The sequence below is a fragment of the Caballeronia sp. LZ003 genome (genome assembly GCF_031451465.1).
Classification (GTDB): Bacteria; Pseudomonadota; Gammaproteobacteria; order Burkholderiales; family Burkholderiaceae; genus Caballeronia.
This window is the reverse complement of record NZ_JARUXJ010000004.1, coordinates 320,165-337,518: the sequence shown is the minus strand read 5'-3', so window position 1 is coordinate 337,518 and position 17,354 is coordinate 320,165. Positions and strand designations below refer to the sequence as shown.

General features: G+C 63.3%; 12 protein-coding genes. 1 reads left to right on the top strand and 11 read right to left on the bottom strand.

All coding sequences use genetic code 11. The features are described 5' to 3' along the window. Positions 1–544: 544 nt before the first annotated feature. The 4 genes from phnV to phnS are packed head-to-tail and all read right to left on the bottom strand — an operon-like array spanning position 545 to position 4,384. Positions 545–1,324 (bottom strand): 2-aminoethylphosphonate ABC transport system, membrane component PhnV, encoded by a 780-nt coding sequence (phnV, locus tag QCE79_RS25660; protein WP_309850583.1) that lies wholly within the window; start codon positions 1,322–1,324, stop codon positions 545–547. Between the two features lie 46 nt (positions 1,325–1,370). Next, on the bottom strand, positions 1,371–2,255 hold the full coding sequence (gene phnU, locus QCE79_RS25655; RefSeq protein WP_250526870.1) for a 2-aminoethylphosphonate ABC transporter permease subunit: 885 nt from the start codon (positions 2,253–2,255) through the stop codon (positions 1,371–1,373). Next, positions 2,233–3,297 (bottom strand): 2-aminoethylphosphonate ABC transport system ATP-binding subunit PhnT, encoded by a 1,065-nt coding sequence (phnT, locus tag QCE79_RS25650; RefSeq protein WP_250510300.1) that lies wholly within the window; start codon positions 3,295–3,297, stop codon positions 2,233–2,235. The genes phnU and phnT overlap by 23 nt, the downstream gene beginning before the upstream one ends. A gap of 16 nt (positions 3,298–3,313) precedes the next feature. Beyond that, positions 3,314–4,384: a 2-aminoethylphosphonate ABC transporter substrate-binding protein gene (gene phnS, locus QCE79_RS25645; protein WP_250526871.1), complete on the bottom strand. Its 1,071-nt coding sequence runs from the start codon at positions 4,382–4,384 to the stop codon at positions 3,314–3,316. A gap of 173 nt (positions 4,385–4,557) precedes the next feature. On the opposite strand from phnS, the gene QCE79_RS25640 reads away from it, so the two are divergent. Continuing rightward, positions 4,558–5,433 (top strand): DMT family transporter, encoded by an 876-nt coding sequence (locus tag QCE79_RS25640; protein ID WP_309850580.1) that lies wholly within the window; start codon positions 4,558–4,560, stop codon positions 5,431–5,433. A gap of 3 nt (positions 5,434–5,436) precedes the next feature. Here the strand turns inward: QCE79_RS25640 and QCE79_RS25635 are convergent, their stop codons facing one another. The 7 genes from QCE79_RS25635 to QCE79_RS25605 all read right to left on the bottom strand — a co-directional run bounded on the left by QCE79_RS25635 (position 5,437) and on the right by QCE79_RS25605 (position 17,224). Continuing rightward, the gene (locus QCE79_RS25635) at positions 5,437–6,435 is read right to left on the bottom strand and encodes a L,D-transpeptidase (RefSeq protein WP_309848619.1); all 999 of its coding nucleotides are present in this window, start codon (positions 6,433–6,435) and stop codon (positions 5,437–5,439) included. Positions 6,436–6,818: 383 nt separating this feature from the next. Further along, a complete protein-coding gene (locus QCE79_RS25630) occupies positions 6,819–7,391 on the bottom strand; it encodes a hypothetical protein (protein ID WP_309848617.1) in 573 nt (190 codons plus the stop codon). 104 nt (positions 7,392–7,495) lie between these two features. Beyond that, the gene (locus QCE79_RS25625) at positions 7,496–10,714 is read right to left on the bottom strand and encodes an ATP-binding protein (RefSeq protein WP_309848615.1); all 3,219 of its coding nucleotides are present in this window, start codon (positions 10,712–10,714) and stop codon (positions 7,496–7,498) included. Between the two features lie 196 nt (positions 10,715–10,910). Beyond that, positions 10,911–13,067 (bottom strand): catalase HPII, encoded by a 2,157-nt coding sequence (gene katE, locus QCE79_RS25620; protein ID WP_309850576.1) that lies wholly within the window; start codon positions 13,065–13,067, stop codon positions 10,911–10,913. Between the two features lie 111 nt (positions 13,068–13,178). Next, positions 13,179–14,870, bottom strand: a complete 1,692-nt coding sequence (locus tag QCE79_RS25615; RefSeq protein ID WP_309848613.1) for a S10 family serine carboxypeptidase-like protein — start codon at positions 14,868–14,870, stop codon at positions 13,179–13,181. A 53-nt stretch (positions 14,871–14,923) separates the two neighbouring features. Next, positions 14,924–16,507 (bottom strand): protease pro-enzyme activation domain-containing protein, encoded by a 1,584-nt coding sequence (locus tag QCE79_RS25610; protein WP_250467393.1) that lies wholly within the window; start codon positions 16,505–16,507, stop codon positions 14,924–14,926. Positions 16,508–16,801: 294 nt separating this feature from the next. After that, positions 16,802–17,224 (bottom strand): GFA family protein, encoded by a 423-nt coding sequence (locus tag QCE79_RS25605; RefSeq protein WP_250467394.1) that lies wholly within the window; start codon positions 17,222–17,224, stop codon positions 16,802–16,804. Positions 17,225–17,354 lie beyond the last annotated feature (130 nt).

Sequence of the window (17,354 nt, the reverse complement as noted above, 5' to 3'; positions counted from 1 at the left end):
CAGTGCTTTTTGGCCTGCGGCTTGCCTGGCTCCCTGTTCGCGCGGGTTGCGGTCGTGGCCTGAAGGTGCAGGTTACGCCAGTTTTATTTTTTTTGGTATGACATGCGGTGGGTCGCTGACGCCTGATTTTCCGTGGGCGGTTGATCTTGCCGGTTCGGGGAATTTTGCTTTCTTGGCTTGCGGTTTCCATCAGTCGCCGCCGTCCCTGCGACGGGGAATTTGCTATCTCCTCTTGCAGTCTGGTTCAGTAGCCGCCTCCCCGGCGGGGGTGTAGCTTCCTCTATTGCTGCAATGAAAGTCACCGAGGAAAGCAGCCTTCATCCTGCCCGCTGATCGGGCGCGTGGTCAGGACTGAGTTCTACGCCGGCACGCGCCTAAGTGTCGGCCTTGCTCAATCGCCGTTCCTGGCGCTCATGGGACTCGCTGGTCTCGCAGATTGTCTGACTGGTGTAACGCTTGGTGCTTCCGGCTTAGTGCGACGCGCGGCCGTTGGATGCGCTCGGCAAGTTCTTCATTGGGCTTTGCTTCGGCTTCCGTAGCGTTTTCATTTATCAATTCGTCTTGGTGCGCGGACCGCTATCAACAACAGCGCCGCCAGCGACGCCGCCAGCAATATCAGCGATAGCGCCGATGCCGGCAAGTAATACCCTCGATTCACTTGCCCCACCACGACTATCGGCACGGTCGCGAAGCCCGGCGGATACACCGTCAATGTCGCGCCCAATTCGCCGAGCGATAGCGCGAATCCCAACGCCAGGCTCGCTCTTATCGCCGGGACGAGTTGCGGTAACACCACGCGCCACAACACCATGCGCGGCGGCGCGCCAAGGCTCGCGGCGGCCTCGCGCAAGGTCGTCAATTCCGGTCGCAATGCAGCCGCCGCGCAGCGGTAACAAAATGGCAAGACCAGCGCGAGTTGCACCATGACGACGATCGCCGCCGAGCCGGACAGGTCCAGCGGACGCTTGTGATACGCAATCAGTACCGCAAGGCCCAATACCACGCTCGGTACGCCGTTCGGCATCATTGCAATGGCATCGACGAATGCGCCCAGGCCGCGCCGGTCACGGCCCTCCAGCGCCAACGCAAGCCACAATCCCAGCGCGGTGCCGAGGATCGCGACGCCGAAGCCGACACAAAGGCTTGTCGTCAGCGCGTCGAAATCGCTGGAGCCGAGGCGCCCGAACCAGCGCGTGCTGAAGCCATCGGGGAAGATCGTGCCCGACCAGTGCGACGCGACGCTCGACAACGCCACCACGACCACCGGCAACACGAAGAGCCAGAAGCACACGAGCGCCGCCAGGAACGCAACGAGCGCGCGCATCAGCGAGACTGGCTTTCCAGGTTTGAACGAGGTCGAAAGTTGCATGTCAGCGTCTTTGCAAGCGTCGATAAAGCGCATAGAGCGAGAGCGACATCAGCAACATCACGACCGATCCCGCCGCTGCGGTCGGCAAGTCGAGATCGACGGTCGCCGCGCTGTAAATGGCAATTGGCAAGGTGATGAGATGTGCGCTGCCCAAAACGAGCAGAATGCCGAACTCGTTGAGCGTCAGGAGGAAGCACAAGATAGTGCCCGCCGCGATTCCCGGCCACGCAAGCGGCAACACGACCTTGGTCGCGACCATCCAGCCGCCCGCGCCGAGACTTTTCGCGGCCTCGACGAGACGCATGTCGAGCATGGCGTATGAAGCGAGCGTCGGGCGCACCACGAACGGCGCATAGAACACGACCTCCGCGAGAATTACGCCGCCGATGCCGAAGAGGAAATCGAGCGGCGGGGTATCGAGCGAAAAAAGCCGTTGCAAGCCGATGCTCACCGACCCCTGCGAGCCATAAAGAAAAATCAGCGTGAATGCCACGAGGAACGAAGGGAACGCCACGAACAACTCGAGGAAACGCGTGACGAGCTTCGCGCCGGGAAACGGCCGGAAGAACAGCATCGACGCGAGCGCGACGCCAAGCAATGACGCGAGACTTGCGCTTGCGAAGAGGATGCCGAGCGTCGTGCCGATCACGCCGCGCGTCTCCGGATTGCCGAAGAACGCGGTGTAGGCGTGTAGCGTGAAGCCGTGCGGCCCGGTCACGCTCAACATGGCAAGGCGCGAGAGCGGATAGACGACGAGCGGCCCCAGCACGAACACGAGGATGAACCACAACTGCCATTGCCCCTTCTTGCCGCGCCGCGCGGCGATTGTCGCCTGGCCGTCCTGCGCTCGCCCGGCGGCCTCTTCAGGGATGGACAAGGACGACATCGTCAGCCTCGAAGGTCAGGGAAACGCGCGCGCCCTTTTCCGGCATGCGCGTGTGGCCGCGCTGCGTCGAAACCAGTACGGGCTCGTTGGGCCACGCATCGAGCGCGACGGAAATCGAGAGCGACGCGCCATACCATTCGACCGATGCAATCGTGCCGTGCAACGGCCCATCGCCGAGCGGCACGATGGAGAAGCGCTCCGGCCGAATGCACGCAAGCCGCTCGCGTTCGTCGTGGCGCGCGTCGCCGACGGGATACACCACGCGCGGCGGCAGCAGATTCGCGGCACCGAGATAGCGCGCGACGAAGCCGTCGTTCGGCGCGTCGTACAACTCGCGCGGCGAACCGAGTTGCGCGATACGGCCATCGCGCATAAGAAGCGTGCGGTCGGACAGCACGAGCGCATCGTCCTGATCGTGCGTCACACAAACGATAGTCAGATTCGGCAAGCGCTCGTGCAACGCCTTCAGCTCGCTGCGCACGGACGCGCGGAGGTTGGCATCGAGCGCCGAAAGCGGTTCGTCGAGCAAGAGCACATCCGGCTCGATGACGAGCGCGCGGGCAAGCGCCACACGCTGCTGCATACCGCCCGAGAGTTGCGCGGGCATGACGTGGCCGGCATCGGCGAGTTGCACGAGTTTGAGCGCATCGGCGACGCGGCGCGCGATTTCGCCCGTCTTCAGCTTGCGCGCGCGCAGGCCGAAGGCGACGTTATCGAATACGGAAAGATGCGGAAAGAGCGCATAGCTCTGGAATAGCAAGCCGAGATTACGTTGATGCGGCGGCACGTGCGTGAGTTCGCGGCCCGCGATAAAAAGCGCGCCCGCGAAGGCATCGGGCTGAATGAATCCGGCGATGAAGCGCAACAGCGTGGTCTTGCCGCAGCCGCTTCTGCCGAGTACCGTCAGGAACTCGCCACGTTCGATGTGCAGCGATAGTTGATCGAGCACGGTGCGCGCGCCGAAGCGCACCGTGAGTCCTTCGATATGCACGCCGGATCGCGCTTCGTGTTCATGAGCGAGCGCATTTCCGGACGAGCTCAGAGCAAACGTATTCACGTCAGGACTTCGGCTTCACGACCTCGGTCTCCTTGCCCGACTGGCCGATCACTTCATTCTTCCAGCGCTCGGTCCAGCCAGCCTTCTTCTGCATGACTTCGTTCCAGTCCACCGGAATCAGCTTCACGCCGGCAATTGCCTGCTTCACCGCTTCGCCGTTCTTGCCGCCGAGCGCGACATCGGTGCGCGCCGGAATGCCGTAGATGTCCGGCACTTTCGACTGCACTTCCGCGGACATCAGATAGTCGATCAGCTTCTTGCCCGCTGCCTGATTCGGCCCGCTCTTGATGAGACCGATTGCGTAGGGCAACTGGAACGTGGTGGGCGCGTCGCCGTTCTGATGCGACAGGAAAAGCGGCTTGATGGACAGACCGCCGTTCGCGGCATCGTCGAGATCCATTTGCAGGTCGCCATTGGCGAAGGCGATCTCGTTACGCGAGAGCAGCACATCGAGATAACCCGTGCCCTTGGTATGGAACTTCGCGCTTCGTTCGAGCGACTTCAGATAATCGAACGCTTTGTCTTCGCCCATCAGGGCCGACGTCAGGATGATGACCGCCATGCCGTCGCCCGCCGTCGCCGGATTCGAATATGCGATCCTGCCCGAGTAGTTCGGATGCAAGAGATCGGCGAAGGTCTTCGGCGCGCTCTTCGTGACTTCCGGATTGATGGCGAAAGAAAAGTAGTTGTTGACGAAGGTGGCCCACGCGCCGTCGTTCGCCTTGGCGATAGCCGGCACGTTCTTGTAGTTCACACTCTGGTACGGCTGCAGCAGGCCGCTCTGCGATGCTTGCTGGATGAACGGCGGCAAGGTCACGAGCACGTCCGCCTTGGGCGAATCTTTCTCGACGCTCGCGCGGTTCACCACTTCGCCACTGCCCGCCGTGACGATATTGACCTTGACGCCTTCCTTCTTCTCGAAAGCCGGGAGCACGTCCTTGTAGAGATTTTCGAGGCCGTCCGCCGTGTAGAGGACGACGGCATCGGCTGCGTGTGCCGGCGAGGTTGCAAACGCCATCAAGGCGGCGATGGCCGGCAGCATCGTGCGTGCGAGGCGAAGGTCGCGAGTCATTTCGTGATTGATCCGGTGAGATAAGGTGACGCGGCTCGGGTGCTGCGCTGGTGTCGAAGCATTGCAGAGCCGTGTGACAGACACGTGAATGCCGTAAGCGGTGCAGGATTGGACAAGACGCGGTGCATGCACATCCGCATACTTCGGCCTTTCCGCCAAACGCCTGATTGACGATGCTCTCCTTGCTGGCCGCACCGGTCTTCGTCCTACTCTGGTCGACAGGCTTTATCGTCGCGCGCGCGATTACCCCTTACGTCGATCCGAACGTGTACCTGTTCGCGCGCTTCTGCGGCACGGCGTTGCTGTTTGTCGTCGTGGCGCTCGCAAGCCGGGCAAGCTGGCCGAAAGGCGCCGATGTTCTACGGCATCTGCTTGCAGGCGCGCTGCTGCAAGGCGTTTATCTGGGCGCGGGTTATTGGGCCGTCGCACAGGGGCTGACTGCGGGCATCATGGCGCTGCTCGGCGCGTTGCAACCGCTTCTGACCGCTGCGTTTGCCGCGCGCTTCTTCGGCGAACGTCTGTCGCCGCGTGCATGGAGCGGGCTCGTGCTGGGGCTCACTGGCGTGGCGCTCGTGCTTGCGCCGAAGGTGATGACGGGTCATGCGTCATCGACACACGGAGCCGCGCCTTCATGGCTCGTCGTCATGGCGGCGCTGCTCGCCGTCCTGGCGATTACCGCGGGCACGCTGTATCAGAAGAGCTCGCTGGCACGCGCCGATATCCGCAGCGCGAGCGCGCTGCAGAATGCGGGCGCCGCGCTCGTCGCGTTACTGCTGATTTTCGCGCTCGGGGAACATCGCTTCATTGCTTCGGCGACGACTTGGGTTTCGCTTGGATGGGGCATCGTGATGCTCTCGGGTGCCGCGACCACGCTTTTCGTGTGGATGGTCCGCCGTGGCGATGCCTCGCGTGCCACCGCGCTGCTGTTTCTCGCACCGCCGCTTGCCGCGATCGAAGGCTATCTGGCGTTTGGCGAAACGCTCGGGCCGGCGCAGATCGCGGGGTTCGGGGCGGCGCTCGTGGGCGTGTTGCTGGCGCGGGCGAAATAGCCGTCAATCGGCCGTATCGGCGCCCGCCGGGATATTCGCACGCACCGCCTTCCCCGGACCCGGCGACCATGCCGGACGCGCCTTTCTCGCCGTATCGACGACGACCAGAAAGTGACCCGCCCAGGACGTCGCGTTACGCGTGGACTTGAGTATCCACATCGACTGACCTTCGGCGGCACGGGCTTCATATTGCGCGTCGAGGATGCCGCGATGATCGAAGAAAGTATTGAGCGTCGACGGTATGCGCACGCAGCCTTTCGAATGGCGCATGCCGAGAAGCGGTTCGAGTTTCTGCGGATCGGTGGCGTGCATCTGGAAGCGCATCGGCGAGATGCCGCCCTTGCCCCAGCCGCGCTCGCCATCGGCCCAGCCGAAGTCGTAGATGCGCATGTCGCGCGCGCCGTATCCTCGAATCTTGAACTCGTTGAGCGTGCCTTCCGCGCGAAAATCCATGTTGCCCGGCACGTGCTGAAACACGCCGAGCGGCGTGACGAAGTGATCGTAAGTGCCCGGCCGTCCCGTCGATACCGGCGATGCGCCGATCAGCGACCAGGCATCGGCCGGCTTCGCGCGGAAGAAAAGCATGAGCGCCTGCACGTTCGCGCTGCGATCGACCAGCACGACGAACTCATTGGCGAGATCGCCATGTCCGCTTTCATCGAGCGCATGCTGCAACACGCGACCGTAGGCCTGCTGATCCGCTTGGGAAACGCTGAGACGCCGGTCCACCTCTTTCGCGAAAGTCTGTCGCATGGCGAAGGCTCCGGCGGGCGGCAGGCCATGGCGTTGCGCCAAGTTGGGCTCGGGCGGTTCGGCCGGCAGCGGGACTTCGGGCGCCTCGGCCTCCGATGCGGCACTCGCGGCCGATGCCGGTTCCACGGTCGATGCAGCCGATGCAGCAGAGGCCGTCGACGCCTCCGAAGCTCCCGAAGCAACTTGCGGCTTCATCGGCACCGGCATGCCGGGCAATGCGCGTTCGGGCGCGCTTGTACTCAATGGCACGCTTGCGCCTGGAATCAACGGCGGCGATGCGGGCGTCGACGTAACGTGCCCCTGGAGCACGTTCGCAGGCGATGTGCTTCGCTGCAAACCCGACGGCGCACTTCCATTCGAAGAAGATGCCGAAGCGGACTCTGGCGCAAGGCGCGCCTGCTGCGCACCGACCGCCCCCGCATACGCCACAAGCGCGGCAGCCACTCCAACGACGATTGCTCTCGCGCCAAATGCTGTTTCTCTTTTCCCTGCCAGATGCATTGATTAATCCGCCTTGCCTGACCAGACTCAAGCCTGGCGATCCATATCGATCGCCCAGCCCCGAACATTCAAGAACCGATGCACGCAAAGACGCGCACCGGCTTCGTTCGTTGCATCTGGCGCAGCAAAGTTCATTCCGTCGATGGGCCCGAGAACGCGCCGCACGTCATGCTGGACAAATTCGGATAGCGGTTCGGCCAGTCGCCGGACATGGTCGACTGCGCATCCTTCAGCGTCATGTCGCCGGTGCAGACACAGCGTTTGAGATAGACCGCGAGCCGCTCCTTGCGGCGCTGTCCGGCACGGCCTTCCCAGCGGCGCAGATCGAGATTCGCGGGCGCATTGGGCAAGCCGCCGAGCAATACGGGCATGCGATGATCCAGCGCATATTCGGATGCGAACGAAGCATCGATGCCACGTTGCTTGAGCAGTTTTTCTTTCTGGCGCATCTGCGTCTCGAACGACGGCAGCACGCGATCGACATAACCCGGCACGCAGATCGTCTCGACGATGGTCGACTGCGTGACATGCGGATCGAGCCAATCGGGACGCTGCGCCCGCGAGCCTGCAGGCCACACCATGAGCGCGCCATTGAGCGTGATCAGGAGCGCGCCAAACGCCGCGCGCGCGGGACGAGCGGCAGCGGTCGCATAAGCGTGACGCGCGAAGCGTCGCTTGAAGATGGGTATATCCCTTCGATCCATGCCTCGGAAGTGCAATTCATCATGCGGCCAATGCGACGCCGCTTATTTTTGAGATATTGAACAATCGCATTAGAACACACCAGAGGCGTGCATCGCGCTGTGGCTCAAAAGTCCGCGCGCCGATCCGTGGATGCGTGCGGCAAGGTCTGCGCCGCACTCGCCGCACTCGAAGACGCAAGCGCGGCGTCGAGCGCGCGGCCGAGCGCAAGCGCCTCGGCATGAAAGGAGCCGTAAGCGACCGCGATGCTGGCGTCGTCCTCGCCGTTGCGGTCTTCGTCGATGGCGCGATCGCATACGTGCTGCAAGGCGACGCATGCATCGGTGAAGCGCACGGCGCCGACCAGCGACGCCGCCCCTTTCATGCGATGCGCGATGTCGCGCAAGAACGCGTGGTCGCAAGCATCGAACGCGGTTTCTGCGTCGATGAGGTCTTGCGCATGCGCGGATTTGAGGGTGCCGGCGAGCGTCGCGGCCTGATCGCCGTAACTCGCGACAAGCGCGCTGTCGAAGACTTCTGCCGCTTTCTCCCGCACCGGCCCGCTTCGCCGCGCTACACCTTCGGTCGCCGCGACGAGCGCATCGCGCAGGCCGTCGAGCGAGATGGGCTTCACGAGGCACATCGTCATGCCTGCCGCGACCGCGCGTTGCGCCGCCTCCGGTTGCGCGTTCGCCGTGAGGCCGACGACAGGCAACGGCCGCGCCTTTTGCACGCGCGCGCCTTCGTCCCCGCGGATTGCCTGCGCGAGTTCCTCGCCGCTCATTTCGGGCATCGAGCAATCGGTGAGGATCACATCGAACGCGGATGGATCGCCGCGATAGCGGACGAGCGCGCTGCGGCCATCGACGGCCAATTGCGGCGCGCCGCCGAGCAGCCTGATCTGCCCTTCGAGCACGATCCGGTTCGCCGGATGATCGTCGACGACGAGTACCCGCAAGCCCGCGAGCGTCGCACCGGTCGGAGCCACCGATGCGTGCTCCGGCGCGCGTCCCGCTTCGGACGCCGACGCCTCCGGCAAGCTCACGCAGACCGTAAAGCGTGTGCCGCGTCCCGGCTCGCTTTCGAGCGTGATCTCGCCGCCCATCATCGTGACGAGCCGCTTGCAGATGGTGAGGCCAAGGCCCGTGCCCGAATAGCGGCGCGCGCCGCCATCGTGTGCCTGCACGAACGGCGTGAAAAGCGCGCCTTGCCGCTCGGGCGCGATGCCCACGCCCGTGTCCGCGACCGCGAATGTCAGCGCCCGCGTGCCGGCCTGTGGCGCGTCTACACGGTAGTCGAGCGTCACCGCCCCGATATCCGTGAACTTGATCGCGTTCGATAGCAGATTGCCGACGACTTGCCGCAAACGCTGCCCGTCGGCAAGCAACCAGACTTCGCCCGAATCCGCGCGGCGCACGATCAACGCGATGCCCTTGGCGCGCGCGGCGGGCTCGTATATCGCGGCCACGCTCGTCATCCACGTTTCGAGTTCGAGCGGCGCGGGCGTGAGGACCAGCCGCTCGGCTTCGATTTTCGCGACGTCGAGCAGATCGTCGATCATGCCGAGCAAATCCGCCGCCGCGCGATGCGCCGTGCCGAGCGCGCGTTCGGTCGCGGCGCGCTCGCCGGGCGCGCGCAGTTCCAGTTCGATGAGGCCGAGTACCGCGTTCATCGGCGTGCGGATTTCGTGGCTCATGGTGGCGAGGAACGTCGACTTGGCGCGGTTCGCCGTTTCGGCTTCCTCCTTCGCCGCGCGCATTGCCTGTTCGGCGGCAATCCGGCGCACGATCTGTGTGCGCAGTGACACCGCCCAGCCGATCAGCGCGAAAACAAGCGCACCGCCAAGCAGCGCGCCTACCTCGACTTGCGGACGGCGGCGCTCCCATAACGTCTCAGGATGATCGCCAAGCCGCCAGCGCCCGCGCAGCGCTTCGAGTTGATAAGCGCGAAGATGGCCAATCGCGTCGTTGATGATGCCGAGCAAGATCGGCTCATTGCGCAAGACGAAAAAGCCTTGCTCGAGCGGTTTGCCGGAAAGCACGCCGCTCACCACGAGCTTGCCGCGGTAAGGATTGGCGACCGCGTAATTGGCGAGCGTCAGATCGACCAAAGCCGCGTCGGCATCGCCGTTCACGACCGCGCTGAACTGCGCGTCGAATGACGGCATCTCGACGATGCGCAGATGCCGCACGAATTCACGCTTCAACGCCAGGGCCGAAATCCCGGCCGGGAGCGCCACCCGCTTGTTCGCGAGCGCGGTCTCATCGCGCAGGGGCGCCTGACCCGCACGCGTGACGATGCCGACCAGGCTCTCGCCGAACGGCACGGACGCCGTGAGCGGCACCGGTTGCCATGCGGGGGAAACGCCGTAGGGCGTGAACATGGACTTGCCGCTCGTCAGGTCCGCGGCAATCTGAGACAAAGAACCGCGCATACGCGCCTCGAAGCGCAAGCCCGTTCCCCGCGAGATTACATCGAGCAGGTCGGCGGCGAGACCCGCAGGTTCGCCGTGCGAATTGCGGAACATGAGCGGCGGAATTTGCGAAAGCATCGAGTAATGCACGACTGGATGCGCCTTGATCCACGCGCGCTGCTCGGGTGTCAAGTCGAGCGGACGATCCAGCGTCACCGCGGTCATCGAAACGTACCAGCGCGCGTTCATCGTCAGCAGGAAATTCGGCGGCAACTGCGCCAGCGCGGCATCGACACGCTCACGCAATGCGCGCGCGGCCGGCCGGTTGGCTGCGAAAGCAAAGCGATAGCCGTCTGCATCGAACGGAGTGAAACCGCGCGCGCCGATGTTCGGCAAGTCCAGATGACTGATGACATACACGGCGGTCGTCACGTCGCCGACGAAGCCGTCGGCACGGCCGAGCGAGACGGCCAGCGCGGCGGCGAGCACATCCGGATACGCCTCCGGCTGCAAGGACGGATACGCCGCATGCAACCGCGCGGGGTCCATCTGCGTGTCGACATAAGCGAGCCGATGCGTCGGCGTATGTGCCGCGAGCGGCGCGAAATACACCGGCTTCACGGGAAAATACGAATGGCTCAGTTCGAGCGGCGCACCGGCATCGAAGCCCGCCGAACTCGTCGCCATGTCGATCTCGCCGCGTTCGAGCGCGGCCAGCATCGCGGGACGATCCGGATACAGGCGCCATTGCGGCGTCATCCCGAGCGGCTCGGAAATGGCGTTCAGAACATCGACCGAAATGCCGCGCAACGCCGACGAATCGGATGGCGCGCCAGACACGGCCAGTTCGAGCGGCGGAACCATGCCCGGCACCGCGCCGACGATCAGTGGCGGCGCCGCGAAGGCATTGCCGAGCCAACAGCCGAGCAGCACACAAAGCGTCCACAGCAAACGGCGCGAACGCTGTCGCCGTGTTCCGTCAGCTCGACGAATCGCAGAATGAAACAAGCCGCACCCCCGAAATCGAGCGGTGCGGCCAGTGTCTCAAAAACGCGCCGGCGCGCCTATCGCCGGCGCGCCCACGCACGCGCCCTGCGTTGCACGGCGCGAAACGCGTGCTGCCGGGCGATTATGCGGGCACCGACTCCGCCTTCTGCGCGCGCGACCACACGCGATGCTTGCCCAGTGCTTCGATGAAGGTCTTGAGGACGGTCTTCGCGTCGCTGCCGACGACCACGCCTTCATCGCCGCCAGGCAGATGCGATGCGGCAAGCACATCCTCGCCGTCGCCAATCGCGCCGATCGCCTTCAGATGCTTGAACGATTCGAGCACGAAGTGACGCGCGTCGCCGGATTCGGACAGCGTCTTCGCGCTTGCCTTGCCGTCCGCGATGATCATTCCGTCGAACATGATGGACGGCATGCCGAGGATGGTGGCGTCCGCTTCGATACCTTCGGCAGGGAACCCGAGCGTCGGCGAGATCACGAGCGCTTGCGCGCCGCCCGCCGCAAGCGCTTCCTTGACGGCCTTGATGCTCGCGGCATCCGCGCCCTTCGCGGCAAGAATCGCGACCTTGCGCGTCTTGATCGACGGCACGGCCTTGGCGATGATCGACAGCGCCGGCGATTCCGTCACCGACGACTTGCCGAGTTGCTCCGGGCTCGCGTTTTTCTTGGGCGCGGGCATGCCGAGATTTTCCGCGACGCGCGCGGCCAATACCTCGTCGATGTTCGCAAGCAGAGCAAGTTCGCGTTCGCGAATGAACTTGCGCTCTACCTTGCTCAACTCGAATGAATACGCGCCGACGATGTGATCCTTCTCTGGCTGCGTCTGGCTGTTCCAGAAGAGCGTTGCTTGCGAGAAATGGTCGGCAAACGACGGGCTGCGCACGCGAATCTTCTCGCCGTCCACGCGTTCCGTGTAGGTTTCGAAGCCGCCGCCCGATGCTGCCGGCGCCGTTTCCTTCGGCCAGCCGCCATCGATGGAATTCGGCTCGTAGGAAGCCTGACCCTTGTCGATGGTCTGGCGATGCATCGCGTCGCGTTGACCGTTATGCAGCGGCGCGATCGGGCGGTTGATCGGCAACTCGTGGAAGTTCGGGCCGCCCAGACGGCTGATCTGCGTATCGGTGTAGGAGAAAAGACGTCCTTGCAGGAGCGGGTCGTTCGTGAAGTCGATGCCCGGCACGATATGTCCCGGACAGAACGCGACCTGCTCGGTTTCCGCGAAGAAGTTGTCGGGATTGCGGTTGAGCGTCATCTTGCCGATCATCTTGAGCGGCACGAGTTCCTCGGGAATGATCTTGGTCGGATCGAGCAGATCGAAGTCGAACTTGTGCTCGTCCTCTTCCTCGACAATCTGCACGCCCAGTTCCCACTCGGGATAGTTGCCCTTGTCGATGGCTTCCCACAAATCGCGGCGATGGTAATCGGCATCCTTACCCGCGATCTTCTGCGCCTCGTCCCACAGGAGCGAAGCCGAACCGATGGTCGGCCGCCAGTGGAACTTGACGAAGCGCCCCTTGCCTTCCGCGTTCACGAAACGGAACGTGTGAATGCCGAAGCCTTCCATGGTGCGCAGACTCTTGGGAATGGCGCGGTCGGACATCGCCCACATCACCATATGCGCCGACTCGGGCACGAGCGAGACGAAATCCCAGAAGGTGTCATGCGCCGACGCGCCTTGCGGAATCTCGTTATGCGGCTCCGGTTTGACGGCGTGCACGAAGTCGGGAAACTTGATCGCGTCCTGGATGAAGAACACGGGCATGTTGTTGCCGACCATATCGAAGTTGCCTTCGTCGGTGTAGAACTTGACCGCGAAGCCGCGCACGTCGCGCACGGTATCGGCGGAACCGCGCGAGCCTTGCACGGTGGAGAAGCGCACGTAGACCGGCGTCTCTTTCGACGGGTTTTGCAGGAAACCGGCCTTGGTCAATTCGGCTTGCGACTCGTAGACCTTGAACACGCCATGCGCCGCCGAACCGCGCGCATGAACAATGCGCTCCGGAATACGCTCGTGGTCGAAGTGCGTGATTTTTTCACGCATGATGAAGTCTTCGAGCAGCGACGGACCGCGCGCTCCAACGCGCAGCGTGTTCTGGTTATCGGAGACTTTTACACCCTGGTTCGTGGTCAGGGCTTGATTCGTTGCATCGCTGCGGAAGGCTTCGAGCGATTCGATCTTCTTGTTGGTCGCGGCGTTCGGGCTCTGCGAAGGCGGACGCGCGGTGCTATTCGTGGGTTGCTTCTTTGTTGCCATTTGAGGGGACTCCTTGGGGAAGATTGCTTTTAGCCTTTCGGGCCATTCGCAAGCCTTGTTCCCGAAGGAGATAGGGTTTCCGCTTGCATCGGGACGCCCGGCGGGCGAAGCCGCAGCCTCGCCCGCTCGTGACCATCAGACACCGGTATTCGCTGGCGACAATGCCTTCTCCGCCGTTACCTTCTGCAAGGAGATGATGCGCGTCATGGCCGCATGGTTCGACGTGGCCTCGTTGTACATCTTCGCGAGATCCGCCTTCAGTTGTGTGCGCGATGCTCCGTCGAGATAAACCATATGTCCCGATGGATAAAACGCCGCGGAAAGATTCTGCCTGACGACGCTGTTGATCAACGGCATCTGCTGAAGGTCGATGATGGTCTGATAAAACGGCGTCACGAAGTCATATAGGCCGTTCGCGGACAAGACCTTGAGATCCACGTTGAGCGCCATCACGGCGGCCAGATCGCCCGCTGTATAGAGCACGACGTTGCCTTTCGAATCCAGTCCCTTCTGTTCGCCGGTCGGGTCCGTATGCTTGAAGTCCCAGTTTAGGAAAGCCTGGTCGTTAAGGTCCGTGAATGACGAAGTGGACGTGAATTTCAACTGCTCGTTGAGATAGCTGTTCCACATGGTCGTGTAGACGCCGCTCACCGCTGTCATGGTCGGATCGTTGCCGCCCGAGTTCGGATCGATCTTGCCCGCGATGCCCGTCGAAATAGCCGTCACGCGCCCGTCGTACGAGCCGAGCGATTCGCCCTTCGACTTCAGGAGCGTCGTCAGAAAGAGCGAATTGCCACGGCTGTCGTAAGCCGCGATATCCAGACTCCACGCAAGCAGCGTCACCTTGTCGATGCCCGTGTATTCGGAGAGCTTCTCGACCACTTCATCGTCGGTCTGCGGAAACTTGCGCAACGCGTTGAGATAGTCCGAGCGCGAAAACTCCGCGACTTCCTCGGCAAAGTTCAAGAGGTTGGTCGGCGTGGGATGCACGCCGAGCTTCTTGTGATACCACGCATCCGCCGCGGCGGTAGGCAGCGCGCCGACGGGGTTGCCCGCCTGGCGATAATCGAGAATCGACGATTGCAGGGTGATGCCGTTCAGATCGACGCCATCTTCATGCAGCCGGTACGCCAGGACGCAGCTGCGCGCCGTGCCATACGATTCGCCAAACAAGAACTTGGGCGAGTTCCAGCGGTTGTTCTTCGTCAGATAGCGCTTGATGAACTGCTTGATCGAATCCGCATCCTGATCCACGCCCCAGAAGTCGCGGTTCTTGTTCGGCGAGATGGCGGCGGAATAGCCCGTTCCCACGGGATTGATGAAAATCAGATCGCTCTTGTCGATAAGACTGTCCGCGTTGTCCTCCATCTCGTAGGGCGCGGGCGGCGTGAAGCTCGGCATGGCGGTCTTGATGCGGCGCGGCGCGAACGAACCGAGCAGCACGAACACCGAAGACGAGCCCGGCCCGCCGTTATAAAAGAACGTGAGCGGCCGTTGTTCTTCCTTTGCGCCGTCCTTCGTGAAGGCGACATAGAACATCTTCGCATCCGGCTTGCTGCTGCTCGGGTCCACTGTCACGAGGTGGCCGACCGTAGCCGTGTAAGCGATCTTCTCGCCGCCCACGGTCACGCTATGGTGCGTGATCGCGGCGTTTTCGTCGGCTTCGGTCGCCTCGACGGAATCGTCGGGACCGTTGCCGTAGGCGACGGGATCGAAGTACGGCTGATCCTTGCTCTTCGGCGTTTTCTTCGCCGCTGCGTGCGCGTTGCCGTGCGCCGGTTCTTCGGGTTTGTCTGCGCCTGCTGCTGCCAGTGGATCGGAGTTCATCTTGAACGCTCCAGAATCGTCATCGTGGTTGTTGTTCACTGTCACTGCCCGTCTCAACTCGTGCTCTTCGCGGGTTTGAGCGCCGCCGCGATCTTCGCGCCGTCCGGGCTGCCAAGCCCCGTGCAGGCATCCCATCCCGCCGCTGCCGCGAAACTGCCGTTATCGCCTTGCGTGATGTCGTGGAACGCGCCCTTCGCCTTGTACAGCTTCGGATTGATGAAGCCCGCGGGGGAACCGTTGATCGCGTTGATGCGAGCGATCAGCGCGGCCCACAAAGGCGCGACCGCGCTCGTGCCGCCGACGACCGTCTGCTCGCCGTCGATCAGCACTTCGTAGCCGCTTTGCGGCGAGGCGTCGCCCGATACATCCGGCACGCCGCGCTTGGCGAGCGCCGTCGTCTTGCCGCCGGCATGCGCGACGCTCAGCCCTTTCTGCCACGAAGGCAGCGCGAACACGCCGCTCACACCGCCGCCACCCGATCCGCCCTGATCGCCGTCGTTCCACACGACTTCCTTCGTGATCTTCTGCGCGGATGCCGCGACGCTCGTGCCGCCGCAGCCGAGCACGTAGGGACTGGACGCCGGGAAATCGACGTGATCCGCGCCGTCGCCGACGCCGTCGGTCGAACCGCTGTCGCCCGATGCCACGCATACCGTGACGCCGAGCGCCGCCGCGCTTTGCAGCACGTCGTTGAACGCGCCGATGGATTGCGCCGACCAGTTGGATTCCGGTCCGCCCCAACTGATGGACACCACGGACGGCTGGTTGGTGTCGTCGTGAATGGCGCGATTGACGGCATCGACGAAGCCTGCGTCGCTATTCGGCGCGAAATACACCGCGATGCGCGCGCCCGGCGCGACCGCTCCGGCGATTTCGATGTCGAGCGTCACTTCGCCGTCCGGACCATTCGGATTGCCCGTGGGCGCGTTCTTCGCGTCGTCCACGCCGACGGACACCACTTTCGGCGGTTTCACGCCGAGCTTCGAGAAGTACGCCGTCAGGTCGCTGGTCTTGTAACCGCCGCCGAGCTCGATGATCGCGATGCATTGCCCCGCGCCGTCGCCTTCCGGGAAGTCATAGAGTTGCGCGAGATCGAGCGGCGAAAACGACGATGCCGTAAGGCCGCGCGCCGGTTTGAACGGCGGCCGGAAACGGAAATGCGGACGCGCTTGCGGCTTGCTGTCGAGGCCGAGCACGGCGGTGACGGCGTCGTGCACTTCGTCGGGAACATGAACGGGTCCCGCCTGGCCGCGATACTCGCCCATGTTGTGATGCTGGAAACGTTCGAGCTTCACGTCGAACGCCTTCTGAAACTGCTCGATGGTGCCCTTGAGCACGACGCTGCGCGTTTCCGCTTCGGCGCGCACCACCGTGAGGCCGTATTGCTCGGCGAACTTCTTGACCTTGTCGACGTCTTCCTGCGACGCGCCGAAGCGCTTTCCGAAGTCCGCGCGGGTCACGGACTGCGCCGGGGCGTCGCCGGCTTCGATGTGCTTCATCATCTGATCAAACGCTGCTTCGTCCTTGCGGCGCAGCATGACGATGACTTCTATCTGCTCGCCAGGATCGCACGCGCCGACGCACTTTGCGTCTTCGGGGTTGCTCTTGCCGCTGCCGCTTACCGGTTGCTTTGCCATGGTGTCGATGCTCCTCGTTGGCAATTCGTTTTAGGCCCGATCCTGCTGCTTGGCGCATCCGGCGCATGTCGTTTCTTTCGATGCTTTCGCTCTGAAAAACGTGCGCGCCGCATATCGTCTTATTTTCCGCAATCGATTGCAATTGCTCGGACCGTTGATTGAAGGATGCAGTTCCGGCAGGACAAAGCGTGTCTCGATATCGAAGTTAGTTATTTGCCTTCGGGCTGTTTTTTGTCTCGGTCGGCAACGATGATGCCGCGCGCGCCGACCCGCAAGAATGGGTCGCGGCAACGGCTAACCCGTTCGCTCTTGCGCGTACTCCTTGCGCACGCCTTGAGGCAGCCAGGGCTCGCGATGCTCGCACCAGAGTTCGTAGGCCGGCTCGAAAACGCCGGTCAGATCGAACGCGCCGAGCGGCACATCGACTTCGTCACGCGTCACGTACTCCATGTACGCCACGGAGCCGCATTCGGGACAGAAATGACGCCTGCCTTCGTCGGAGCTGCGCCACGTCGATGTGCGGCCGGAAAACTCCACGTTGCCGCGGTGATAGATGACGTAGGAGCCGAACGCCGAGCCGTGCACGCGCCGGCACGTCATGCAATGGCACATGCCGACGCGCAACGGCCGGCCCATCGCGCGGAACCGGAATGCGCCGCACGCGCAGCCGCCTTCGTGCGTCACGGTTTCATCGATTGCTTCAGTTTGCTGATTCATCGAGCGACTCCTTGAATGTTCCGTTTTGCCGCACTGCACCGCCGGCACCGATCCGCCCCCGTGTTTGTTACGATAGCCCTTCGCGACTGCGACCTGCGACCTGCGGCAATCGACAGCGACCGACAGCAAC

Coding starts and splice junctions, on each gene's coding strand:
- QCE79_RS25640 (WP_309850580.1), top strand. CDS start 4,558: ATGCTCTCCTTGCTGGCCGCACCGGTCTTCGTCCTACTCTGGTCGACA.
- QCE79_RS25610 (WP_250467393.1), bottom strand. CDS start 16,507: ATGGCAAAGCAACCGGTAAGCGGCAGCGGCAAGAGCAACCCCGAAGAC.
- phnS (WP_250526871.1), bottom strand. CDS start 4,384: ATGACTCGCGACCTTCGCCTCGCACGCACGATGCTGCCGGCCATCGCC.
- QCE79_RS25605 (WP_250467394.1), bottom strand. CDS start 17,224: ATGAATCAGCAAACTGAAGCAATCGATGAAACCGTGACGCACGAAGGC.
- phnV (WP_309850583.1), bottom strand. CDS start 1,324: ATGCGCGCGCTCGTTGCGTTCCTGGCGGCGCTCGTGTGCTTCTGGCTC.
- QCE79_RS25615 (WP_309848613.1), bottom strand. CDS start 14,870: ATGAACTCCGATCCACTGGCAGCAGCAGGCGCAGACAAACCCGAAGAA.
- phnU (WP_250526870.1), bottom strand. CDS start 2,255: ATGTCGTCCTTGTCCATCCCTGAAGAGGCCGCCGGGCGAGCGCAGGAC.
- QCE79_RS25630 (WP_309848617.1), bottom strand. CDS start 7,391: ATGGATCGAAGGGATATACCCATCTTCAAGCGACGCTTCGCGCGTCAC.